This is a genomic window from Methylosinus sp. shoA (assembly GCF_059718125.1).
Genome location: NZ_AP046091.1, coordinates 3,263,886 through 3,284,957, shown reverse-complemented (window position 1 = coordinate 3,284,957; position 21,072 = coordinate 3,263,886). Strand labels below are relative to the sequence as shown.

The 21,072-nt window shown below is 63.5% G+C and carries 27 protein-coding genes; all 27 read left to right on the top strand.

Annotation, left to right across the window (positions count from 1 at the left end):
- Positions 1-122 precede the first annotated feature (122 nt).
- Complete coding sequence (locus AC6IW9_RS15035) at positions 123-467, top strand: hypothetical protein (RefSeq protein ID WP_497764747.1); 345 nt, start codon at positions 123-125, stop codon at positions 465-467.
- A 7-nt stretch (positions 468-474) separates the two neighbouring features.
- Entirely contained in the window at positions 475-597 is a 123-nt protein-coding gene (locus tag AC6IW9_RS15030; protein WP_497772596.1) for a hypothetical protein, read from the top strand.
- Positions 598-813: 216 nt separating this feature from the next.
- Positions 814-1,059, top strand: coding sequence for a hypothetical protein (locus AC6IW9_RS15025; protein WP_497764745.1), 246 nt, complete (start codon positions 814-816; stop codon positions 1,057-1,059).
- Positions 1,056-1,553: a hypothetical protein gene (locus AC6IW9_RS15020; protein WP_497764743.1), complete on the top strand. Its 498-nt coding sequence runs from the start codon at positions 1,056-1,058 to the stop codon at positions 1,551-1,553. Before AC6IW9_RS15025 ends, AC6IW9_RS15020 begins: the two co-directional genes overlap by 4 nt.
- A 40-nt stretch (positions 1,554-1,593) precedes the next feature.
- Entirely contained in the window at positions 1,594-1,857 is a 264-nt protein-coding gene (locus AC6IW9_RS15015) for a hypothetical protein (protein ID WP_497764742.1), read from the top strand.
- A gap of 2 nt (positions 1,858-1,859) precedes the next feature.
- The gene (locus tag AC6IW9_RS15010) at positions 1,860-2,084 is read left to right on the top strand and encodes a DUF2158 domain-containing protein (protein WP_497764740.1); all 225 of its coding nucleotides are present in this window, start codon (positions 1,860-1,862) and stop codon (positions 2,082-2,084) included.
- A complete protein-coding gene (locus AC6IW9_RS15005; protein ID WP_497764739.1) occupies positions 2,084-2,653 on the top strand; it encodes a hypothetical protein in 570 nt (189 codons plus the stop codon). The genes AC6IW9_RS15010 and AC6IW9_RS15005 overlap by 1 nt, the downstream gene beginning before the upstream one ends.
- Before the next feature lie 104 nt (positions 2,654-2,757).
- On the top strand, positions 2,758-2,904 hold the full coding sequence (locus AC6IW9_RS15000) for a hypothetical protein (RefSeq protein ID WP_497764738.1): 147 nt from the start codon (positions 2,758-2,760) through the stop codon (positions 2,902-2,904).
- Positions 2,901-3,452 (top strand): MT-A70 family methyltransferase, encoded by a 552-nt coding sequence (locus AC6IW9_RS14995; protein WP_497764737.1) that lies wholly within the window; start codon positions 2,901-2,903, stop codon positions 3,450-3,452. Before AC6IW9_RS15000 ends, AC6IW9_RS14995 begins: the two co-directional genes overlap by 4 nt.
- A complete protein-coding gene (locus AC6IW9_RS14990) occupies positions 3,449-3,802 on the top strand; it encodes a hypothetical protein (RefSeq protein ID WP_497764734.1) in 354 nt (117 codons plus the stop codon). The genes AC6IW9_RS14995 and AC6IW9_RS14990 overlap by 4 nt, the downstream gene beginning before the upstream one ends.
- Positions 3,795-4,100 (top strand): hypothetical protein, encoded by a 306-nt coding sequence (locus AC6IW9_RS14985; protein ID WP_497764731.1) that lies wholly within the window; start codon positions 3,795-3,797, stop codon positions 4,098-4,100. Before AC6IW9_RS14990 ends, AC6IW9_RS14985 begins: the two co-directional genes overlap by 8 nt.
- 220 nt (positions 4,101-4,320) lie before the next feature.
- Positions 4,321-5,505 carry a DUF7146 domain-containing protein gene (locus tag AC6IW9_RS14980; RefSeq protein ID WP_497764730.1) on the top strand — a complete coding sequence of 395 codons (1,185 nt, stop codon included), beginning with the start codon at positions 4,321-4,323 and terminating at the stop codon, positions 5,503-5,505.
- 35 nt (positions 5,506-5,540) lie between these two features.
- The gene (locus AC6IW9_RS14975; RefSeq protein WP_497764728.1) at positions 5,541-7,064 is read left to right on the top strand and encodes a DUF4942 domain-containing protein; all 1,524 of its coding nucleotides are present in this window, start codon (positions 5,541-5,543) and stop codon (positions 7,062-7,064) included.
- Positions 7,061-7,333: a hypothetical protein gene (locus AC6IW9_RS14970; protein ID WP_497764726.1), complete on the top strand. Its 273-nt coding sequence runs from the start codon at positions 7,061-7,063 to the stop codon at positions 7,331-7,333. Before AC6IW9_RS14975 ends, AC6IW9_RS14970 begins: the two co-directional genes overlap by 4 nt.
- Before the next feature lie 21 nt (positions 7,334-7,354).
- Positions 7,355-8,113, top strand: a complete 759-nt coding sequence (locus AC6IW9_RS14965; protein WP_497764725.1) for a hypothetical protein — start codon at positions 7,355-7,357, stop codon at positions 8,111-8,113.
- Between the two features lie 145 nt (positions 8,114-8,258).
- Complete coding sequence (locus AC6IW9_RS14960) at positions 8,259-8,462, top strand: hypothetical protein (protein ID WP_497764723.1); 204 nt, start codon at positions 8,259-8,261, stop codon at positions 8,460-8,462.
- The gene (locus tag AC6IW9_RS14955; protein WP_497764722.1) at positions 8,459-9,238 is read left to right on the top strand and encodes a hypothetical protein; all 780 of its coding nucleotides are present in this window, start codon (positions 8,459-8,461) and stop codon (positions 9,236-9,238) included. The genes AC6IW9_RS14960 and AC6IW9_RS14955 overlap by 4 nt, the downstream gene beginning before the upstream one ends.
- Positions 9,239-9,308: 70 nt before the next feature.
- On the top strand, positions 9,309-9,704 hold the full coding sequence (locus tag AC6IW9_RS14950; RefSeq protein WP_497764720.1) for a hypothetical protein: 396 nt from the start codon (positions 9,309-9,311) through the stop codon (positions 9,702-9,704).
- Positions 9,701-11,023, top strand: coding sequence for an AAA family ATPase (locus tag AC6IW9_RS14945; RefSeq protein WP_497764718.1), 1,323 nt, complete (start codon positions 9,701-9,703; stop codon positions 11,021-11,023). The genes AC6IW9_RS14950 and AC6IW9_RS14945 overlap by 4 nt, the downstream gene beginning before the upstream one ends.
- Positions 11,024-11,227: 204 nt before the next feature.
- A complete protein-coding gene (locus AC6IW9_RS14940) occupies positions 11,228-11,722 on the top strand; it encodes a hypothetical protein (RefSeq protein ID WP_497764717.1) in 495 nt (164 codons plus the stop codon).
- Positions 11,719-11,964 (top strand): hypothetical protein, encoded by a 246-nt coding sequence (locus AC6IW9_RS14935; RefSeq protein WP_497764716.1) that lies wholly within the window; start codon positions 11,719-11,721, stop codon positions 11,962-11,964. Before AC6IW9_RS14940 ends, AC6IW9_RS14935 begins: the two co-directional genes overlap by 4 nt.
- Entirely contained in the window at positions 11,961-12,305 is a 345-nt protein-coding gene (locus AC6IW9_RS14930) for a hypothetical protein (RefSeq protein ID WP_497764714.1), read from the top strand. The genes AC6IW9_RS14935 and AC6IW9_RS14930 overlap by 4 nt, the downstream gene beginning before the upstream one ends.
- Before the next feature lie 416 nt (positions 12,306-12,721).
- Entirely contained in the window at positions 12,722-14,239 is a 1,518-nt protein-coding gene (locus AC6IW9_RS14925; protein ID WP_497764712.1) for a hypothetical protein, read from the top strand.
- Positions 14,240-16,082: 1,843 nt separating this feature from the next.
- Positions 16,083-17,399 (top strand): DNA-packaging protein, encoded by a 1,317-nt coding sequence (locus AC6IW9_RS14920; protein ID WP_497764711.1) that lies wholly within the window; start codon positions 16,083-16,085, stop codon positions 17,397-17,399.
- 3 nt (positions 17,400-17,402) lie between these two features.
- Complete coding sequence (locus AC6IW9_RS14915; protein ID WP_497764710.1) at positions 17,403-18,950, top strand: DUF4055 domain-containing protein; 1,548 nt, start codon at positions 17,403-17,405, stop codon at positions 18,948-18,950.
- Between the two features lie 29 nt (positions 18,951-18,979).
- Positions 18,980-19,786: a DUF6651 domain-containing protein gene (locus AC6IW9_RS14910; protein ID WP_497764709.1), complete on the top strand. Its 807-nt coding sequence runs from the start codon at positions 18,980-18,982 to the stop codon at positions 19,784-19,786.
- A gap of 75 nt (positions 19,787-19,861) precedes the next feature.
- Positions 19,862-21,028: a major capsid protein gene (locus AC6IW9_RS14905; RefSeq protein WP_497764708.1), complete on the top strand. Its 1,167-nt coding sequence runs from the start codon at positions 19,862-19,864 to the stop codon at positions 21,026-21,028.
- The last annotated feature ends 44 nt before the right edge of the window (positions 21,029-21,072 follow it).

The window sequence follows — 21,072 nt, the reverse complement described above, 5'->3', positions numbered from 1 at the left end:
CCAACCGAGCGCCACGCGTCATCGTCAGGGATTTCGTGATTGCGTTTGTCCTCGCGTTCCATGGTCTCAACACACCATAGGAGCGCTGGACAGTGTTTCCATCGTCGAAGGAAAAAACGTCCATGAGTTCGATCGACATTTCCGCCCGCCAGTGGGCGATCGAGCTGGAAGACCGTGAAAGGGCGCGCTCCGGCGTGCCTCTCGCGGTCGCGAGACAAACGGTCGCTCGCCGCCTCAACATCGCGCCGGGCACGCTGGAAAGCATCCGGCGAGGGCGTGGGAAGGGCATGCGGGCATGGCTGGTCGAGAAGCTGCAGGCTGCGTTCGTGCGTGAGATCGAAACCGAAATTCAAAGGCTCGCTCATGTTTTGGAAATGGCTCGCCACTGCGGCTTGGACTCTCGCGAGGGCGAAGTGGGCGCGGCTGCGGCTGAATTGGAAGCTCTTCGTTCGCTGATCGAGGGATGAGGCGGCAATGAACGATCTAGACAGAGGCTATGAGGGCGACCCGTGCCCGGACTGCGGCGCCATGACGATGGTGCGCAACGGAACATGCCTGAAATGCGACAGCTGTGGAGCGACGACCGGCTGCTCGTGAGCCCGCAACAGAATTGAGCGTGTAGCGCTCCGCCGGTCTCAGGTTCAGCGTGCCGGCGCCTTCCTGCGAAAGACGATCATGGGGAGACGGCATAGCGACGATACCAAACGCCGAATGAAAGAGGCGGCGGAGCGACGTTGGGCAAACCCTGCCGAGAGAGAGCGGGCGCGTCAGTCGTCCAAACGCGCTGTCGAGAGTTCGGAAGCGAGAGCAAGAATGAGCGAAGCGCGGAAGAAGGAATGGGCTGATCCAGAAGTGAGAGCGAAGCGCATCACCGGATACTCAGGCAGTCATGGCGCTCCGTTCGTTGAAAAGATGAATCGAGTTCCCGTTCCGGCATGGGTGCCGGCTGATCTCGTCGACACCTATCGAGAGAAGGCTGCGCGGACCTGCGAGCAGGACGCGGCGGCGCTGGTGCGGAGGATCAAGCGCGAGGCCGAGTCGAAAGGAGCAGCCGTATGAGCATCGGTCACAATGGCGTGGACACCGTCGCATTGAAGCGGTGGACGAAGGAAATCCTCGCAATCCACGCAAAGCTGGAAGACCAGCGCATGGAGAATATGCGTATCTGCAAAGAGATTCGCGCGCCGCTGAACGATCTCTACGAAGCGGCGGCGAACGCTGGGCTCGGCAAGAAGCCGTTCAAGAGCCACATCAAGGCTGAACTGGCGAAGATCAAATACGACCGCGCTCTCGCGAAGGCGCTCCCGGAAGACGATGACGATCGTGAGGCCTATGAGGCGCTTCGCTCGATCGCCGAAGCCGGCGATCTCTTCGACGCGGCCGTGAAGGCGCACGAGGCCAGTGACGACGACAAAGACGTTCGGCCTCGTCATCTCCGCGACAAGGAAGCGGACCGTGTGGCGCGCGAGAACGCCGAGAAGATCGAAAGGGGCATCAAGCCGCTTGGCGGCAACGTCATCGGCCTTCCCGGCGCGGACGCGGCCGATGCGTGAAGGACCGCAATTCCAAGGTTCAGTTATGGGAGGATGAATCATGGCGTACTTCTGGGTGCAGACGAAGATTATAAATAACGCCGGAGATTATGTGCGCTTTCAGATCGGCGTGCCAGACGCGACGGTCGACGCGCTGACAGAGCGCTTCGTCAGCGACGGTCTCGTTGCCTGCGATAAGGTATTCACAATGCCCGACGGCGCCGGCCGCAAGGTCGTAACGGGCCGAGAACGTATCTCGCTCGGCCTGGGCTATGTCGGCATGGTGCAACTCGCCAATCCCCAACCCTACGAGCCGGAGCGCTGACCATGGCGACTCAGGAAGACCGCGGTGCGGCCATCGAGGATTTCGCCATTGGCGCCATTGTGCGACTGCGCTCATCGGCTGACAGGATGACGGTCCATGCGATCGACCCGGGAGACGAACATGGCGGCTCTATCGAATGCCGCTGGTTCGACTCGTCCGGCGATCTTCTCGTCGCGGATTTTCACCCGGCGGAACTCGTCGTCGTGAAGAAGGCGGGTGAAGCCTGATGCTGATCATGGCGCTCGATATCGCGACGAATATGGGCTTTGCGATCGGCCGCGCCGGCAATCGGCCGAGGTCTGGTGTCGAGCGTCTGAAGCGTCCTGTCGATGATCCGCAGCGCGCGTGCCGCGCGCTCGGAATCTGGCTGCGCGATCAGTTCTCTGTCGAGCTTCCGAATCTCGTTGTGATCGAGTCCCCCGTGAACATCGGAGCCATGATCGATTGGAAGGACGGAGCCGAAGGCGGGCGCCCGACGTTTCGGTCGAACCCACAGACAATTTCGCTGCTGCATCGGCTCGTCGGAGGTGTCGAGACGATCTGCGGTCCGTACGGCATACGTTGTGTATCAGCGAATGTGCAGACCGTGCGCAAACACTTTCTCGGGGTCGCGCGTCCACCGGATCCGAAACGGGCGGTGATCGAGCGATGTCATGTTCTCGGCTATATGCCGCGCGACGACAGAAATGATAATCGCGCCGACTCTTTGGCTCTATGGGACTGGGCATGCGCCTATCACGCGCGCTGCACGCCGGCATCGTTCGCACTCTTCGAGCTGTCCCGAGGCGTGCAATGACGAAGACGTGTACAGCTGGTCCGTCTCTCGCTGATCAAGCTCTCGCGGTCTGGGCCGTCGACGCCGGTGGCATGCGTGCAAGACGAGACGTCGAGCGGGGCGGCATGGACTTTCTCGAATTCTCCAGAGCGATCTCCGCTGCGCGCGTCACGCTCAATCTGATCGCCGCGACGCCCCATTTGCGGACCCAGGTCGAAGCCGAGATCATCAGGCAGCAGGCCGCAAAGCGCGCCGGCGGAGGCGTCGGATGATCTGGCCCTTCAAGCCGCATCGCCAGCGGGCCTTCGATGTGATCGTCGCGGATCCGCCGTGGGCCTTCAAGACATATAACGACGACATTTCGCCGAAGTCGGCAGCAGCGCATTACGAGCTGATGTCGATAGAGGCGATCATGGCGCTGCCGGTGGGCGCGCTCGCGGCGCGGAACGCATGGCTATTTCTCTACACGTCGGCGCCGATGCTCGACTGCGGATTCGAAGTGCTGCGCGCTTGGGGCTTCAAGTATTGCTCGCGCGTCGGGTGGCGGAAAGTTACCCGGAATAGCCGTCCTCGGCCGGGCCCCGGCTACATCGTCCGATCGTATCATGAAGACGTGCTGATCGGCGCGATTGGACATCCGAATTATTCGGGGGCGCTCGACTCGCTGTTCGACGGCGTGGCGCGGGAGCATTCCAGAAAGCCCGCCGAGTTCTATCGCTTGGTCGAATCCTTCGCGCCCGACGCGCGGCGCATCGATCTTTTTTCTCGGCAATCCCGTCCAGGCCGGGAAGCCGGCAAGTTCGACGGAGCGCAAAATTGAAGCACACGCGCTGGCATCGATATTCGTTCAGTGACGTGGTGCGGTCGGCGTTTCTGGCCGGCTCCGGCGCGTCTGCCGTTGAGATCGCCGACGCGCTCGGCGGGAAGGTTACGGTCCAGCGTGTCTATGCGCTCGTCCGTCGTCATGGCCTGCGTCTTGTCGGCAGAAATCACGATCAGGTGACGCTACCGCCAATGGTGATCTCCCGGGCTGCAATGTCGGAGATCGAGCGGGTATGCGAGCCGCGTGGAGTCGACCCGCAGGTGATTGCGGCACGCCTTATCGAGCGCGCGGTGCGTGACAGCGCCAAAATTCGCGAAGTCGTGGAGGAGGCTGCCAACCATGGCTGACTCAATCATGAGCCCTGCCCGCGATAGGGTCTACCGGATGCTGCGCGAGGGAGTCTCTGAAGCCGAGATTGCGAAGCAATTGCACCGCGGGAACAAGGCAGACGCAGCCAATGCGGCGCAGCTCATCAGCCTCGCACGAGATCGTATCGCCTTTGAGGACGGGGGAGGTCCGGTTCGATGGAAAGGTCCCTGGCCTGTTTCTTACATCCGCAGCACCGGAGAGCGCGTCTACAGGGTCGGCGCCGGCCACGACGTGCCGGAGCGTTCGCTCAAAGCATTGGGGTTCCGAAAGTCATGAGCGCGAATATGGAAGGTGTCACGCATCTCGGGATAGTCGTCGGCGGAGCCGCGCTCCTATCGACGGTGCTGTTTGATGCGCGCAATGAGCGCGCAGAGCGTGATTCCTGGCGCGCCGCTGAGAGGATGCTTCGGGGCTGGCAGGCGGTTCGAGCCGGCGAGCGGCTCGAAATCGTTCCCCTGGTCCGGCATGCCTGGAATGGGTGGGAGGCCGCGCTACGATGAACGCGGATGCCTTCCAGGAATGGGTCGACAAGGCACGCGACGCCAAGATCGAAGACGTCGCCTCTGTGCTCGGTATCCGCATGCCGGCGCGCGGAGAGTACCAAGGGCCGTGCCCGATCGGCTGTTGCGAGCATGACGGCTTCTCGGTCAATCCGAAGAAGGGTGTCTTCCTGTGCCGGAAATCCGGCGCCGCCGGAGACGCCATCGCCATGGTCCAGCACATTCGGGCCTGTGAATTCGTCGAGGCCTGCGAGTTCATCAATGAGACCCCGCCGCCTCGCAGTGAGCCCGCGCGCCCGCGAGACCCCGCGATCGAAAAAGAGCGGAAGGAGGAGCGCAGAGACGAAGAGATCGCGCGACGCGAGCGGGACGCCGCAGAGAAGCGGAAGACGGATGAACGCGCCGAGAAGCTTTTCGCGGAGGGGCGCCCGATCGAGCTGACCGCGGCCGACGACTATCTCGAACGGCGCGGCATCGGCCTGCACACGTTCTCGCCGGCCAACCTCCGCTTCGTCCACAACCTCTCCTATCGCGGATTCGCCGATCGCGATTCCAAAGAGGAGATCGAGCTGGGAGCCTACGATTGCATGCTGGCGGCGATGCGCGGCGCCGACGGCTCGCTGCAGGGCGTGCACCGCACCTACCTCGATCCGACGGGCCCGATGAAGCTGCGCCCGCCTGGCGACAATCGGCGCAACGCCGCGAAAAAGGGCACCTTCAGGATGGGCGGTGGCCTAATCCTGCTCAGCGAGCCGTCGGAAACGCTCGCGATCGCCGAGGGGATCGAGACCGCGTGCAGCTGGCGCGTCCTGGCGCGCGACGGAGAGTTCGGCGATCTGCCGGCCGGCGCCGCCATAGCGGCCGCCTATTCGCTGGGAAATATGTGCGGCGGCGCGACCGGCACCAAACCACATCCGAACCCACCGCGCGGGCATTCCGGCGCCACGATCCCGAACGGTGACCCGGACATGGCCAGCGGAGCGATATGGATTCCGCCATGGGCAAAACGCGTCATCCTGCTCGGTGACGGCGACAGCGATCCGGCGACGACGCGCGCGATGCTCATGACTGGCGCCGAGCGGCTCCGGCGTCTTGGGCGCGAGGTGCTAGTGCACTTCGCGCCGGACGGCCATGATTGGAACGACGTCCTGCTCGCACGTCGAATGAGGCTCGCGGCATGAGCGTGGGCTCCAATCTTCCGATTCCGCGAGCAACCGTGGAGCAAATCGTCGAGCATCGTGACAAGGCGCTCGAACTCTATGAGCGCGCCTATGCCGCCATAGCGGCCGCGGACGAGGCAATCCAAGAGGCCCATGCGATGGCGCATAGGGCGGCGCCGTTCGAAGTCAATTCCTATACACACGATCGCGTCGACGAAATCAGCGCGTTCACCAAAGCCGTGCGACTGCCGGAGCGCGAGCAATTTCTGAGGACGGCGCGCAAGCTGACGGACCTCCAATGCTGGGGCTATCTCGTCAAGATCACCGATCTCGAGCGCCTAATGGACAAGCAGGCGAAGGAGCAGCTTCGCGACCAGATGAAATATGTGCCAGATCGCGTGAATCGCGATGGCGAGATCATCACGGAAGAAGAGGCGGCGCGCGGAATGCCGCCTATCTCCGTCGGCAATATCTATGCGACGCTCGAGAGATTCCGCGCCGACGCCGGCATGATATTCCGCCGCGGGATCGCGAACGTGTTCTCCGATCTCGATCGGCGCTTCAAATCCCATGACGGCTTCAAGGTCGGCTCGCGGATCATTCTGACGTGGATGTTCGATGAGAGCGGAAGGCTACGCTGGGGCGAACGCCGTGACACGCTGATCGACGTGGAGCGCGTGTTCTCGATCCTGGACGGTCATCCTGAAGGCTCGTTCCAGTCGACGCTCTATATGCTCGAGCGCGAACGCGGGCAGAGTTGGAATGCGCGTCAGAGCTATCACGAGAATCAATATTTCCGGGTTCGCTGCTTCAAGAACGGGAACGCGCATCTATGGTTCCGGCGCGACGATCTCGTTCTGACGGTGAACAAGCTGCTCGCCGAATACTACGGCGAGGTCATTGCGGACGGCGAGACGCAGGAAGCCGACCCGCTGCAGGACCGCAAGTTGACGCCGGCCAGACGCTTCGGATTCTTCCCGACGCCGCTGGAGGCCGTGGAAGAGCTGTTCCGTGGGCGCGGGTGCGTCTCAGGCATTCCGATCCTGCGACGGAAGGATGAGCCAGCGCTCCGCATCCTGGAGCCGTCGGCTGGGTCGGGAAATTTGGCGCGGCGGTGCGTCCACTCAGCGGTAGAAATGAACGTGTGGTCTGGCCGAGGGAGGAGCTACGTCGGCGAATATCGTTTCGACAACCTCGTCGACTGCGTAGAGATCCAGCCCGAGCTTGCTGCCGATCTCGAAGCGGAAGGAATCTACAATCGCGTCGTCTGCGCCGATTTCCTATCGCTGCGGGCGAACACGTTCGAGTCCTACGATCTCATTGTCATGAACCCGCCATTCGATCGGGAGCGCGACATCGATCACGTGACGCACGCGCTGGAGTTCCTGAAGCCGGGCGGGCAGCTGTTCGCAATCATGTCGGCCGGAACCGAGTTCCGTGAGACCAAGAAGGCCATCGCGTTCCGCGCGTTCGTCGAGGCCAACGGCGGGTCGTTCCGCGATCTCCCGCCGGGGTCGTTTCGCGAGAGCGGAACGAACGTCAACACAGTCATTCTGACAATGCGGAGATCGGCGCCATGAACGGCAGTGCGGCGGAAAGAGCGCACGAGGTTGCGACCTCGCCGAGGCGCTACAGCTACGACGAGATTCGCGAGGAATTGGAGCGCATGCACGAGGACGCAGCTAAATGCGGCTTCGTGCTCGGACCCTGGCGCGATCGCCGCCTCGATATCCTCACGCGCCTCATCGTGCTCTTCGAAACGCGCAAGCCGCAAATCGTCCAAGCGATGCGCGCGACGTTAGAGGACTTGGGCGATCAGCCCCGTGGCCGCGGGGCGTCGCGCACATAATTCAAGTGAGGGAGACTCGAAATGGCATTCGTCGACACGGTTTTGAAGGCGTCCGGCTTCCGCCTCGTAGACAGAGGACGGGAGTGGCGGCTGAAGTCGCGCAATGTCGAGGTCTCAGGTGGCTTCGGTCTTGCGCTCGATCTCGTCAATTGGGAATACGACGACCGCCACTGGAACCTGCATATCCATCTCGGCTGGCCGAACATCTTCATCAGACTTCCGATCGCGCCACGCCAGCCCATTGACGACATGGCGGATTCCTGGGGCTTCTCTCTCGACAAGGACAATCTGTCCTGCGTTCACCTGCACTGGGGTGCGAGAACGAAGATCGTTCATTTCCCATGGGCGTGGGAGTTCTATCGGCATTCCATCCTTGCTGCTGATGGCCGGTCATGGATCAGCGAGCTCGCCACTTTGCGGATGAAGCGTGGAGAGCCGCCGGTGGCGCTCCCCGCGAATGATCAGGACCGCTGGTTCCGTATCAGCGAATTGCCGCGCTGGCGGGTCGAGCTCCCCTATCGCTACGTCATGAACTCCGGCGAAGTGCAAGAGCGCATCGCGACTGTCGCGGTCGACGAATACGAATGCCGCTGGCGCTGGTTCATGTGGCTCGCGTTCCCGCGCAGAGTCAGTCGCAGCATCAAGGTCAGCTTCGATCGCGAACTCGGCGAGCGCACGGGATCGTGGAAGGGCGGCTGCGTCGGCTGCGGCTACGATCTTCTTCCGAATGAAACGCCCGAGGAATGTCTGCGGCGCATGGAGCGCGAGCGGAAATTCTGATGATTCAGCGCGTCAGGTTTCAGTTCCGGCGTGACGGGCGGTCATTCACTCGGGAGGTCGTCGTGGTGCGGGTCCCTTCAAAGATGCTTCGGCGCGCCAGAGCGCGCGCCAAGGCCGCGCGCCGGCAGTGGAGGGCAGCAGCGGAATGACGGCGCTCGATGACTCCTATCGGCTCATGCCTGAGGCCCGGCGCAGCGCCATTGTGGCCGCGATTGAAAAAGGCTTCTTCGATCGCGGGCTAGATACGTGCGAGATCGCCTTCGAATTAGAAATTCACGAGCGCCGTGTTGTGCGAGTCCTGCATGCGCTGCGGAACGAGCGTCGCGTCAGATCGAAGGAGAGCGCGTGAGTAAGCTCTTCTCCAAAGAGACCGAACTGTGCGCTACTTTCCTCGAGGAAGTGGCGCGGCGCGAGAAGGGCTGGGTCGCCTACAACGAGACGTGCGGCTTCGATATCGTTCTGGTTCGCGCCTCGGACGGTGCGCAAATCGGAATCGAGGCGAAGCTCGCCCTCAATGCAACCGTGCTTTGCCAGGCTTTGGACGGCGTGACGGAGAGCTGGCGCGTCGACGGCCCGGACTATCGCGCGGTGCTGGTGCCGGCGGATGCGACCAGAGGGCTGGCGCCGATCTGCGCTGCGCTCGGCGTCACAGTGATTTCGTGCAGGCCACGGGAACAGCAAAGGGGAAGAGGATATTCGGTTCAATTGTCCGTCATGTCACCGGACTTGCCCGACGCCAAGAAAGAATGGGCGCACGATCGCTGGCATGACTGGTGTCCGGCGACGCGTCTCCCACTACCCGAATATGTCCCTGATGTCGTCGCCGGCGCTCCAGCGCCGGTTGCTCTGACGTCGTGGAAAATCCAAGCGATCAAGCTCGCCATCCTACTCGCCGAGCGGCCGGTGACACGGCACGACTTCAAGGCACTGCGTCTTTCTCCTTCGCGCTGGACCGACCCTTACACGGGATGGCTGGTGAAAGGCGACGGCGGCTATGTCGCCGGCCCAGGCATTCCGGATTTTAAAGCCGCGCATCCCACAGCATGGGAGCAGATCCTCGCCGACAAAGAGAAGTGGGAACCGCCGGCACGTCCCGTTCCTGCGAAGACAGGGGTGCTGCTCTGATGGCGGGTCTGCCCAACGATGGGACGGCGATTGAGACGCGCGGGGCGGACGCGGCGGAAGGGGTCGCGGCATGAGCGGGCCGGGCGGACGGCCCTGGCGACTCACGGCCGCCTACGGAACGCGCTGCGTCCTGTGCGGCGAGGAGATCGCCATCGGCGATCTCTCCTCGGACCACTACGTGCCGCGCGCTTTTGGCACGACGCGGGTCTGCGACGATCATGGGCTTGTTTTCCCAGCTCATGCGGCCTGCAACAATCGGCGAGGCCATGCGCCGGCCGACGCCGAGACGGCGGCGCGCGCGGCGACGATGCTCGCGGCTCTGCCTACGCGTCTCCTCGCCGAGGCAGCAGCCAATATCGATGCGCTCGAGGGTGCGCTGCGCGCCCATGCCGATGCACTGCGCGCGTTAAAGGCCGAGTTGGCCCGTGGGTGGCGGGGCAATAGGACGGGAGATCGGGCGCAATGAGCGCACCTCCCCCAGATGTCGATGTGCTACCGCAGCCTCTCTCCTATGAGGACTTCCTCCGGGAGAGCGAGCCCTATCTGAGGCCTCCGCCTTACATCTCGAAGTTCCGCGCTGTTCGCTGGACGGAGTTGGACCTGCCGGGCCCGGAGCACGAATGGCTCGTCAAAGGCGTCATCACGCGCGGAGAGCGCACGATGATGGTCGGCGCCTCGCAATCTGGAAAGAGCTTTCTCGCAATCGATCTCGCGATGTCGATCGTCAGAGGCGTTCCCTGGTTCGGCGCAAAGGTGCGACGCGGCGGCGTCGTCTATCAGGCCGGAGAGGGCGGCCGCGGAATCAAGAAGCGCCTCAGGGCCTATCGGATCGAGCATGGGCTCGATCCGCAGATTGGGCTCCCCTTCGTGCTTCTACCGGCGCCGGTCGACCTCTACGCCGGCGACGACGCGACTACGGCGCTGATCGCCGAGGCAAAACATTGGGCTTCAACCTTCGACTGCCCCTTGGAACTCGTCGTCATCGACACGCTCTCGACGGCGACGCCCGGCGCCGACGAGAACAGCAGCAAGGACGTCGGGCCCGTGCTGGCGCGCTGCGAGCGGATCGCCCAGGAATGCGCGTGCGCCGTGATGCTGGTCCACCACATGAACTCAGGCGGGCAGAAGCCCCGCGGCCATACTTCGATCCTCGCCAACCTCGATTCCGTCTTGAAGGTCGAGAAGCTGGACGAGATGGACGTCGACCGCCGCGCTATTCGTGAAGTCGAGCTGGCGAAGCAGAAGGACGGCGAGTCGGGCCGGAAATGGCGCTTCGTCCTACCGGCAGTCGAGATCGGGAAGGACTCCGATGGCGAGGCGGTGACGAGCTGCGTCATCAGGGAACCGAACGCCGACGGCGAGCCGGGCGAGACATCGAAACCGACCGACGCCGGCATGCGACTGACCCCGCAATGCGAGGTGTTCCTGCGCGCGGTCTACCGCGCGCTCACGGATCACGGAGAGGACGCGCCGCTGGCGCTCGGCTTGCCAGCCCAGACACGCGTCGTGAGATGGAAGCTGCTCGGCGAGGTCTTCGCCGGCATGGCGTTCGACGGCGCCGACGAGGCGGACCCGAAGAAGCGGCAGGACAAGCTGTCGCAGGCCATGAAGCGACACGGGGAGCGGCTGATGCAGCTCAACATCATCATGCGCGAGAACCCTTACGTTTGGCTCACTGGCCGCAAGGTGCGCGGCTTCGCGCGCCGGCCGGACAGCGCGGTGGAGCAGAAATCGGAGCGGCGCGAGGAGCCGCCGCCGATCCCGACGGACGAGCCGCTGTTCTGACACACGTCGAAATGCCGATGTCAGATTTCTAGTTTTGATCCGATCCAGGGGACTGCGAGCTAAGCGATGGCAGGAAAAGCGAAATCGGCATTACGCGGAAAGCGCGGTGACAGCGCTCTGTCAGAAATGTCATCCGATAGAACACGGCTGTCAGAATTTTCGGAAGACGCTGACGGCCGCTTCAGCCCCGAACGCGCGGCGCGGTTGCTGGCCTCGTCCGTGCTCCGAACGGCGGAGATCCAATGGACGGTCGAGCATGTCCGGGTCCGGCTGCGGGAGGCCGCGCGTGGATGCGAGCGCTTGGTGCGCCATGTCTGGCCTGGAGGGATGCGCAGCTTCTGGCCAGACCCCGCGCTCTTCGCGACGGAGGTCGAGTTCTCGGATCAGGTGACGGCACTGCAGGTCGGGGCAAAGAAGGCGCGCGGAGGCGCGCCGCTGACGCACATGGGCGCCGGCGGCGATCGGGAGATATCCCGCATCGAAGAGGCGATCTATTGGCCGATGCGCTATCTCGGCGCACCGGAGCACGACAGCGTGAGAGCAGCGCTCCGCCTCTGGATCGAGTGCGAGGCCCGCAACTGGTCCTTTAGCCGGGAATATCTGACGCTCGACTGTTCGCGCGCAGCGGCGAACCGCCGTGTCGACGCAGCGATGCGCGTCATCATCGAGGGCGTGATCAGAGACGGAGTGAGGCCGTGAGCGCCGACGACGAAATGCCGATCGTGAAGGGCGAGCTCCGGCCTCTGACCTGGGGCGTCGAGTGCCCCATGTGCGGCGTCGAAATAGCGATCGAATGCGTTGAGCAGGACGACGCCGGCGTCTGGTACGCTGCGCAGTTCGACGCTGTGGCCGAATGCCCGGCCTGCCGTGTCTGCATCGAGAGCGACGGAATCGTGCTGCGGACGATCAAAGACCCGCCTTGGAGGAACCGGCACGGATGAGCGCGCGTCCCGATATCTCCCATGACGCCGATTCTGAGGCCTACGGCGAGGCAATGGTGCGCTGCCAGGGCTATCCGCCGGAATGCTCAGCCGCCGGGGAATGCGCAAAGGACGGGTTCTGCTTCGGCCGGGAAGGCCAAGGGCTCGCGAAAGCGAAGCGCATCGTCTCCGCGGCGCTCGAAAAGGAGGGCGACGTCTTTGTCCGGGGATGGCTGAAGGTCGCTCTCGACGCGATGGAGCACCGGCGCTTCGCGGGTTCGCTCAGAGAGGCCATGCTTTACATCGAGATCAATCGCCGTGTCAGGGCGGCCTATGGGCGCGAGAGAGGCGAGAAGAGGTGAGCGCCCTCCCCGCCGTCATCCGGGAATCCCGCCTCGACGATAGGATGCGCGGAGACCCGCGCGTCGCCGCCGGCGATCTCATGGCGCTGCACGCCTGTCTCTACGCCACCGCCATCTTGCGAAAGCGCGGCGCGCTCCCTCCCGACGCAAGCGGCTTCGGAGCGCGCCGTCACCTTCTGGCGCGGCGGCAGGCTCGCGGCGGTCTATCGGATCCCCGATCGCGTCATGGATTGCGACCCGAGCCGGGCATTGGTCTCGATCGAAAAGGATTGACCGAAATCATTGCTCCATCCTCGATTGCGCCGGCAACAGCGAGCATCATGGGTGCCCCGACGATCCCCGCGATTGGTCGCTGACTCTACGAAGAGAGGCGGAAAGCCTCCGAGCAGCCGATCCACCGATGGTAAATCAATCACTTGCAATTGAATGGGGGCAGGCGACCCGGCGGGGCTACCTTTGCGGTGCCGACCCTATCAGAGGCGGGGCCCGACCAGGGATTTCGCCGGAGCCGCTCCGAAACCGAACCAATCGACGCGAAACGCGATTGCTCCGCCGCGCCGCGCGCGGCAGAATACGGCGTCGTCGCGATCCCGTCGCGGCGTCACGCGTCGGCGACACTTTGCCCATTTTTCTCGCCGCCCGTGTTTTTGTCGGAGAGTTTCCCTATGGTCCGATTCCCCATGCTCCGGTTGCCCGATGACCGCCTTGCTCGCGCGATCTTCGTCGGCAGCGCTCTGGCGGGCCCCGTCGCCGTTCTCGTCTGGTGGAGTCAATCGCGCCTCGTCGAGAAGCCGCTGCCGTCTTCCTCGCAGGACGCCGGCGCGCGACCCGCCAAGATCGCCGCGATGGAACGCGAGTTGGCGCGCGCACGGTTCGAGGCTGCGGGTCTGAACTTGGCGTATCTCCGTGCAAAGAAGATCGGCATGGAGCCAGAGGCGTTGGACGCATTGGCGGCGGCGTCCGCTCGCGCCGAAGCGAAGGCTCAACCAGACAGCGTATTCTCCCAGAGTCGATCAGAATTCATATTCCCCCCGTTGGAGCCTTCCGAGCTGACGGGCGGGAGCCGGAACACCATAAATTTAGCGCACGCTTCGAGTTCTAAACCAGAGTCTCGGCATCGCCCGAAATCGCCAGGCCAAAAAGCCGAACGTCCGGCGACGCCCGAACCCGACCCTGACGAGTCCGACAGAGATGCCCTCTGGGAGGCCATTGCGCGCCTGGAGAAAACAAAAGAACGTCTCGCTCTCGTCGACACGCCGACCGTCGACGAGGCGCTGGCGAGCCTGAAAACCGGGACGGTGAAGTTCGACGTTCCCGAACGCGGGCGCGCGACCAAGACCTTCCTGTTCGACGCTAAGCTGTCGGTGGCGATTCCGGCCGAAGGCCTCGAACGCGCGGTGCGGGAGCTCGGCAAGGTGGAAGTCGCCACTCTGAAAATGTCCAATCGCATGGCGGCGACCCTTGTCGGCGGAGCGTTCGACATCTCTCCCTCTGGTCCTCAAGAGCAGTGGATATCGGATCGCGAGCCGACGCGATGGACTTGGACCGTGACGCCAAAGACCGCCGGCAAGCAGATCCTCGTCCTCAATTTCGACGCGATCGTCAGCATCGACGGCAAGGAGAACCGGAGGACCGTGAACACTTTCAAGCGCGAGATCGACGTTGACGTGGCGTGGCCCGAGACTGTTCCCGAGTGGCTAGAATTCATCGCGAAGGCCGGCAAGAACGCTTCGTGGATCTGGGCCGTGGTGCTGTTTCCGCTCGGCGGAGCCGCCTGGGGGTGGGCGACCGGCGGGAAGCCTGCGGCGGAAAAGCTCGACTCGAAGCCGTCAGACCAGAACAAGGATTTCGCGCCGACGCCGGCGCGCGAAGCGAAGTCGTCTCCGGCCATGGCCCCGGATCCCGAACACGTCGATCCGAGCGGCTCGGCGTGAGGCGACGCGAAACGCTCGCTGTCTCCCCGGGCTCGCCATTTTCATCGTTCGGCGGCGCGCCTACTCGGTCCGCTCCGCCAGCGCGGTCGCGGCTCCTTTGAGCGGCGGAAAAGAGCGTCGCCGGCGCGTTCTTGCCGTCGGGTGTCGGGCGGGATCAAGGACGCCTCGAAGCTATAAAAGCCAACGTCTTGTCTAGTTCAGCGATTACGCGCTCGCACTCTTCGATGCATTCTTGCGTCTCATCGATCAAGATATTTCCGTCGGACGACGATCCAATCCGCATCCTCCCAGATTTCATCACCTCCGTGGTCCGAACCAGATGCGCGCGTTGGTTCTGGCACCATGCGGTGAGATCAACGAAAGGAACCTCTATCTCTGCCACAGCCGCCTCCTAACTTCCCGCAAAGCACATCAGGGAATGGAGGCGGTGCGAACCTGGAGCAAGGTAGGGAAAAAACTTAGACATCATCCTACGGGGAAGCACGCCGAATTCCCCGCAATCCCCGCAATGTCAGAATTCTCGAAGCCAAGCCACTGGCGTGAAACGCAATTCTCCAAATATGACAGAGTGCCCCGAAATCCGCTGACATTTCTGACAGAGTTCGCGCCCGTTCTGTCGTCTCGCCGAAAGGCCGACCCGCCACCGAAAAGTGCCGCGGGAAAAAACCGCGTGTGCGGCACACCAAAAAGTGCAAGGCAAAAACAGCCGCAAACCCCGGCGCACCCGGGCATACGATGCGACGAGACGCGACGCAAAAGTATAAGGCGATCGATCATCGCACTTGCCAGAACGAGACAAAAACCGCCATTTTCGCGCCCGAGCTACGGTCACCCCTATGCCCGAGACACTGGCGAGGAAGAGACGACCAAAGCCCTCCGGGCGCGGAGCGCCCCGCGGGGAGAGTTTCGAGCGGCGATGGAGCTCGTGGCGAGCCCCGCTTTGCGGGAGGTTTCCGCGGTTCGATTCCCGGCGTGTAGCCGCTCGGAGCGTAATGCCGGATTAAAGGCCGGCGATAGCGCCACTCGATTGCTGGCCTTGCGAGTGGGAGGCGAAGAACGAACGCCAGCGCGCACGGCGCTCCCACAGGAGGCCACAAGCGCGAGAATTCTGACAATGCCTGCGGCCACGGCGAGAGCCGGCGAATTAACGCATCATGGCTTCGGCGATCGGTGGAGCCGCCATACTCACCGAGCCGCGACGCAGGCAGGACGTTCTCCTGTGAAAGGAGTTGCCGGAACATGGAAACTCCTTTCCGTTCTCGGAACATCTCGTGTCCCATTGCCGCTATGGCTCGGCAAGCAGCGGCTCCATAGGGCCCACCCGAAGTGATCTTTCCGGGTAGGCCGACATCCCACCCGCCCCAGGGCTTGTTCGAACAATCTCCGAGATCGCGTTCGAGCAGCCTCGACCGATTGGATTCGGGGCCTTCTCGCCTCAGCCTGCCGCCGGAACCAAGTCCTGCGGCTCATCCCCAGCGCCTCCCGCGGCATGATCGCTGAAAGGGTCAGATGGCCCCGGCGGTAAATCAAAATCGCCCGCCCAGAATCAAGGTTTTCAAGATGGCAAATGCAGGCCATGGCGGCGCTCGCCCCGGCTCCGGGCGCAAGAAGGGTGCGCTGACAAAGCGCACCAGAGCGGTCGCCGAAAAGCTCGCCGCCAGTGGCGAGATGACCCCGCTGGAGGTGATGCTCGAGGTGATGCGTCGAGCCCGCCGGAAGAAAGACGACGCCATGGCCCTGGACGCTGCGAAGGCGGCGGCTCCTTACCTCCACCCCCGACTCGCATCGGTCGAGCATTCCGGGCCGAACGGAGGCCCGATCGAAACTGCTCAGGTGAGCCCGCGTGACAGAATCGCTCGCCGCCTCGCTGGCCTCGCTCCCCGAGGCGGAGCGGAAGGAGATACTGGCCGATCTGACGGATAGCGAGCTTGCTGCGCTCGAATATGACTGGCGCTTTTGGGCCAGGCCGGAGCAGCTTGCGCCGTCCGGTAACTGGGCGTTCTGGCTGGTTCTTGCGGGCAGAGGCTTCGGCAAGAGCCGAACGGGCGCCGAATGGGTGCGCGAACTGAAAGAGTCCTGCGGTCGCATCGCGCTCGTCGCGCCGACCGCGGCCGACGGCCGCGACGTCATGGTCGAGGGTGTTTCCGGGATCCTCGCATGCTCCCCGCCATGGGATCGGCCGACCTATGAGCCCTCGAAACGCCGCTTGACGTGGCGGAACGGCGCAATCGCAACGCTCTATTCGGGGGAGGACCCCGAGGCGCTTCGCGGCCCTCAGTTCGGGGCGGCTTGGGCTGACGAGCTGTGCGCTTGGCAGTATGCGCAGGAGACATGGGATATGCTGCAATTCGGCCTGCGCCTCGGCCAAAACCCGCAATGCGTCGTCACCACGACGCCGAAACCGCTTCAGGTCCTGAAATCGCTGTTGGCGAACCCGGCCGCTGTGGTCACGCGGGGCTCGACCTACGATAACCGCGCCAACCTCGCCGAGGGCTTCTTCAGGCAGATCATCAGCCGCTATGAGGGAAGCCGCCTCGGTCGCCAGGAGCTGAACGCCGAGTTGCTCGATGACGTCCCGGGCGCGCTCTGGGCGCGTGACGCGATCGACGGTTCCAGGGTGCAATCGGCGCCGCAGATGCAGCGCGTCGTTGTCGCCGTCGACCCGAGCGGGACCAGGGGCGCCAGCGACGATGGCGACGAAATCGGGATCATCGTCGCGGGCAAGGGAGTCGACGGCCGCGCTTACGTGCTCGCCGATCGTTCCTGCAAGCTCTCACCAGACGGCTGGGGGCGGCGCGCAGCGACGGCTTACAGCGAGTTCAATGCCGATCGGATCATCGCCGAGCGCAATTTCGGCGGCGCAATGGTCGAGCACGTCATTCGTGCCGTGGATCGGGTCATCTCCTACAAGGAAGTGACCGCAAGTCGTGGCAAGGTCGCCCGCGCGGAGCCTGTTGCCGCACTCTATGAGCAGAATCGCGTCTCTCACGTCGGGTCGTTCCCAGCGCTCGAGGATCAGCTCTGTATGATGACCGGCGACGGCTATGCGGGCGACGGATCGCCAGACCGCGCCGACGCGCTGGTCTGGGCGATCTCGGAATTGATGCTCGGCAGCGTCGCGCCCTCCCCGATCTTCGGCACTTACGCCGGCCAGCGCTGAGCCATGGACAAGACCCCAGATTCGCGCTCCTCCGACTTCGAGGAGATGGGCCGCTATTGGCGCTTGGTCGACGCGCTTCTCGGCGGCGTCGAGACGATGCGCAAGGCCGGCGCATATCTGCCGAAATTCCCGAACGAGACCGACGCGGATTATGCGTTCCGTCTCGCGAATGCGAAGTTCACGAACATCTTCGGCGATATCGTCGAGACACTGGCGTCGAGGCCGTTCGGGGGTGAGATCACGGTCACTGGCGCCAGCGCGCGGGTCGAATCCTTCGTCGAAAATATCGACGGACACGGCTCGCACCTGCATCAATTCGCGGCGCAGTCATTCTATGCCGGCGTCGCCTACGCGCTGGACTGGCTTTTCGTCGACTACACTAAGGGTGTCCCGGCAGGCGCGACGGTCGCGCAAGAGGCCGAGATGGGCGCACGTCCTTACTGGGTTCGCGTCCCGGCCCAACAGATGCTCGCCGTCTATTCGGAGATGATCGGCGGCGTTGAGACCTTCGTGCACGCCCGCATCGCCGAATGCTCGATTGAGCGCGACGGCTGGGGGGAGACGAAGCGCGAGTTTGTCCGCGTTCTGGACCGAGAGGTCGAGCGCGATGAACTCGGTAACGCGATCTCCGCCGCGCCGGCGACGTGGGAGCTTTGGGAGCAAGTCGAGAAGACAGGCGGCGCTGGCGGGAAGGAATGGGTTCCTCGCGATGGCGGGCCGATCAGCATAGGCGTCATCCCGATCGTCCCCTTCATCGCCGGGCGCCGCATCGGCGCATCGTGGCGTATCAAACCGGTCCTAAAAGCCGCCGCGGAATTGCAGGTCGAGCATTTCCAACAGGAGTCGGCGCTCAAATATGCGCGCGAGCTGACAGCGTTTCCGATGCTCGCCGGCAATGGCGTGACGCCGCCTGCCGACGCCGCCGGCAAGCCACTCGCGGTGCCGGTCGGGCCGAAGACAGTCCTCTATGCGCCGATGGACCAAGACGGAAACCATGGCGAATGGCGGTTCATCGAGCCAAGCGCCGAGTCGCTCCGCTTTCTCGCTGGCGAAGTGAAGACGACGGAGGAAGCGCTCCGCGAGCTCGGGCGCCAACCTCTCACGGCGCAGAGCGGAAACATCACGACGGTCACGGCCGCCTTTGCGGGCTACAAAGCGATCAGCGTCATCGAAGCGCTGAAGCTGAATTTCAAGGACACGCTGGAGAACGCGCTCGCCTTGACCGCGAGATGGATCCGCGAAGCGGACTCGATCGAGGTCGAGATGGCGTCCGACGACTCGCTCGATCTTCGTGATGACGACGGCAGCGGCGATCTCATCAAGATGCGCGAGAACGGCGACATCAGCCAAGAAACACTGTGGAGCGAGTTCAAGCGCCGCGGAAAGCTCTCATCGAATTTCGACGCGGAACAGGAGCGCCAGCGCCTTCTCGACGAAGCACCCGGCGAGCCGACTGCGGAGGAAGAAGAAGCGGCGGCGGGGGTCGTCCCCGGCTCCGCAACCCCGGCTGGCGGCAGGTCGCCGGCAGCGCCCGGCGCGGATGCGCCCTAGAGAGGCCAGGATAGGCCAAAGGACAGAAGATGAAATTGAAGATGATCGAAAAGGACGGGATCACATACGCCGAGGTGAAGGACGGCAAGCCGGTCTACGTGAATGACGATGGCGTCGAGGCCGCGATCGATCTGCCCGGTACGGCGGCGACGATCTCACGACTCAACGGCGAGGCCCGTGACCATCGGGTCGCCAAAGAGGCCGCTCTCGAAAAGCTGAAGGCGTTCGAAGGAATCGATCCGGTTGCGGCGCGCGACGCGCTCGACAAGATCGTCAACATCGACGCCAAGAAGCTGATCGACGCCGGCGAGGTCGAAAAGGTCAAGGAAGGCATTTCGCGCGCTCTCGAAGGCAAGATGGCCGAAGCGCAGAAGGCGTTCGAGACGCAGCTCGCGGAGGCGAACGCGAAGGTCGCCAAGCTAGAAGGCGCGATCCATTCGGAAAAGATAGGCGGATCCTTCGCGCGTTCGCCGTTCATCCGCGACAAGCTCGTCATCCCTCCGGATATCGCGCAGGCCTATTTCGGCAAGAACTACAAGCTCGATGATGGGAATGTCATCGGCTACGACGACGCCGGGAAGATGATCTATTCCGCCTCCCGCCCTGGCGAGCCCGCCGATTTCGAGGAGTCGATTGCGTTCCTCGTCAACGCCTATTCGCAAAAAGATCACATCCTCAAGGGAGCGGGCGCCAACGGCACCGGAGCGCGCCCCAGCGCGGGGGGCGCCGGCGGCGCAAGGACCATGACGCGCACGGAATTCGCCCGCCTCGACGCGACGGCGCAGCACAAGGCGATCGTCATCGACAAGATAAAGCTTGTCGACAATCAGAACTAACAACCATCGCCTCGGATGAGGCAACGCCTCGGGTCGGATGGCCCAACCAATCAACAGCACTGAAAGGGCTATCCTATGGCGAATACGCTCACCGATCTCGTTCCAGACCTCTATGAGGCCCTGGATGTCGTCTCCCGCGAGCTGACCGGGTTCATCCCAGCAGTCTCGCGTTCTTCCAGCATCGCGCGCGCCGCGCTCAATGAGAACGTGCTCGTTCCCGTCACGTCTGCTGTAACGGGAGCGAACAATACCCCTGGCGTCACTGCGCCGGACACAGGCGACTCCCAGGTCGACAACGTTCCTGTGGCGATCTCGAAGTCCAAGCATTGGCCGGTTCGCTGGAACGGCGAGGAGACCAAGGGCCTCGAGAACGCCGGGACGTTCTCGACGATTCAGGCGGATCGCTTCTATCAGGCGATGCGCGCCGCGGTGAACGAGATCGAACTGGACCTCTGGCTGGAAGCATACAAGAGCGCCTCGCGCGGCTACGGCGCCACGGCTGGAACGGCCCCATTCGGAACCGCCGGAGACCTCTCCGATTTTGCTGGCGTCCTCGGCATTCTGGAACAGAATGGTGCGCCGACGAACGATCTCCAACTCGTTCTCGGCCACGCTGCTATGATGAACCTGCGCGGCAAGCAGACCGTGCTTTCCAAGGTCAACGAGGCCGGCTCCTCCGACATGCTGCGCAACGGCATGACCGACCGCGTCATGAACATGGCGCTGCGGCATTCCAACGCAATCTCCGTGCATACCGCCGGCGCTGGCGCCGGTTACGACTGCGACCTCACCGCTGGCTATGCGATCGGCGACAAGACGATCCATCTCGACGGCGGCACCGTGAATACGACGGGCATCAAGGCCGGCGATCTCGTCACGTTCGCTGGCGACACGAACAAGTATAACGTTGTCACCGGCACGACGGAAATCGAAGCCGATATCGTCATCGGCGGCCCCGGCCTCAGGCAGACCCTCGCCGATGCGGTGGAGATGACGATAGTCGCTTCGCATACGCCGAATGTCGCCTTCGCGCGTTCAGCCATTGTGCTGGCGACCCGCGCCCCGGCAATGCCGAAGGGCGGCGACAATGCCGACGACGTGATGACAATCACGGACCCGCGCACCGGGCTCTCGTTCGAGATCGCGGTCTATCGGCAGTTTTTACAGGTCGTCTACCATGTCCGGCTTGCCTGGGGATTCAAGGCGATCAAGCAAGATCACATCGCCGTGCTCCACGGCTGACCGGCGCCGGCGGACTACGGCCCGCCGGACCAATTCGAGGGCAA

What these genes read in the sequence shown, in the direction of transcription:
- AC6IW9_RS15035 (WP_497764747.1), top strand. Translation starts at nt 123, where the DNA reads ATGAGTTCGATCGACATTTCCGCCCGCCAGTGGGCGATCGAGCTGGAA.
- AC6IW9_RS15030 (WP_497772596.1), top strand. Translation starts at nt 475, where the DNA reads ATGAACGATCTAGACAGAGGCTATGAGGGCGACCCGTGCCCGGACTGC.
- AC6IW9_RS15025 (WP_497764745.1), top strand. Translation starts at nt 814, where the DNA reads ATGAGCGAAGCGCGGAAGAAGGAATGGGCTGATCCAGAAGTGAGAGCG.
- AC6IW9_RS15020 (WP_497764743.1), top strand. Translation starts at nt 1,056, where the DNA reads ATGAGCATCGGTCACAATGGCGTGGACACCGTCGCATTGAAGCGGTGG.
- AC6IW9_RS15015 (WP_497764742.1), top strand. Translation starts at nt 1,594, where the DNA reads ATGGCGTACTTCTGGGTGCAGACGAAGATTATAAATAACGCCGGAGAT.
- AC6IW9_RS15010 (WP_497764740.1), top strand. Translation starts at nt 1,860, where the DNA reads ATGGCGACTCAGGAAGACCGCGGTGCGGCCATCGAGGATTTCGCCATT.
- AC6IW9_RS15005 (WP_497764739.1), top strand. Translation starts at nt 2,084, where the DNA reads ATGCTGATCATGGCGCTCGATATCGCGACGAATATGGGCTTTGCGATC.
- AC6IW9_RS15000 (WP_497764738.1), top strand. Translation starts at nt 2,758, where the DNA reads ATGGACTTTCTCGAATTCTCCAGAGCGATCTCCGCTGCGCGCGTCACG.
- AC6IW9_RS14995 (WP_497764737.1), top strand. Translation starts at nt 2,901, where the DNA reads ATGATCTGGCCCTTCAAGCCGCATCGCCAGCGGGCCTTCGATGTGATC.
- AC6IW9_RS14985 (WP_497764731.1), top strand. Translation starts at nt 3,795, where the DNA reads ATGGCTGACTCAATCATGAGCCCTGCCCGCGATAGGGTCTACCGGATG.
- AC6IW9_RS14980 (WP_497764730.1), top strand. Translation starts at nt 4,321, where the DNA reads ATGAACGCGGATGCCTTCCAGGAATGGGTCGACAAGGCACGCGACGCC.
- AC6IW9_RS14970 (WP_497764726.1), top strand. Translation starts at nt 7,061, where the DNA reads ATGAACGGCAGTGCGGCGGAAAGAGCGCACGAGGTTGCGACCTCGCCG.
- AC6IW9_RS14965 (WP_497764725.1), top strand. Translation starts at nt 7,355, where the DNA reads ATGGCATTCGTCGACACGGTTTTGAAGGCGTCCGGCTTCCGCCTCGTA.
- AC6IW9_RS14960 (WP_497764723.1), top strand. Translation starts at nt 8,259, where the DNA reads ATGACGGCGCTCGATGACTCCTATCGGCTCATGCCTGAGGCCCGGCGC.
- AC6IW9_RS14950 (WP_497764720.1), top strand. Translation starts at nt 9,309, where the DNA reads ATGAGCGGGCCGGGCGGACGGCCCTGGCGACTCACGGCCGCCTACGGA.
- AC6IW9_RS14945 (WP_497764718.1), top strand. Translation starts at nt 9,701, where the DNA reads ATGAGCGCACCTCCCCCAGATGTCGATGTGCTACCGCAGCCTCTCTCC.
- AC6IW9_RS14930 (WP_497764714.1), top strand. Translation starts at nt 11,961, where the DNA reads ATGAGCGCGCGTCCCGATATCTCCCATGACGCCGATTCTGAGGCCTAC.
- AC6IW9_RS14915 (WP_497764710.1), top strand. Translation starts at nt 17,403, where the DNA reads ATGGACAAGACCCCAGATTCGCGCTCCTCCGACTTCGAGGAGATGGGC.
- AC6IW9_RS14910 (WP_497764709.1), top strand. Translation starts at nt 18,980, where the DNA reads ATGAAATTGAAGATGATCGAAAAGGACGGGATCACATACGCCGAGGTG.
- AC6IW9_RS14905 (WP_497764708.1), top strand. Translation starts at nt 19,862, where the DNA reads ATGGCGAATACGCTCACCGATCTCGTTCCAGACCTCTATGAGGCCCTG.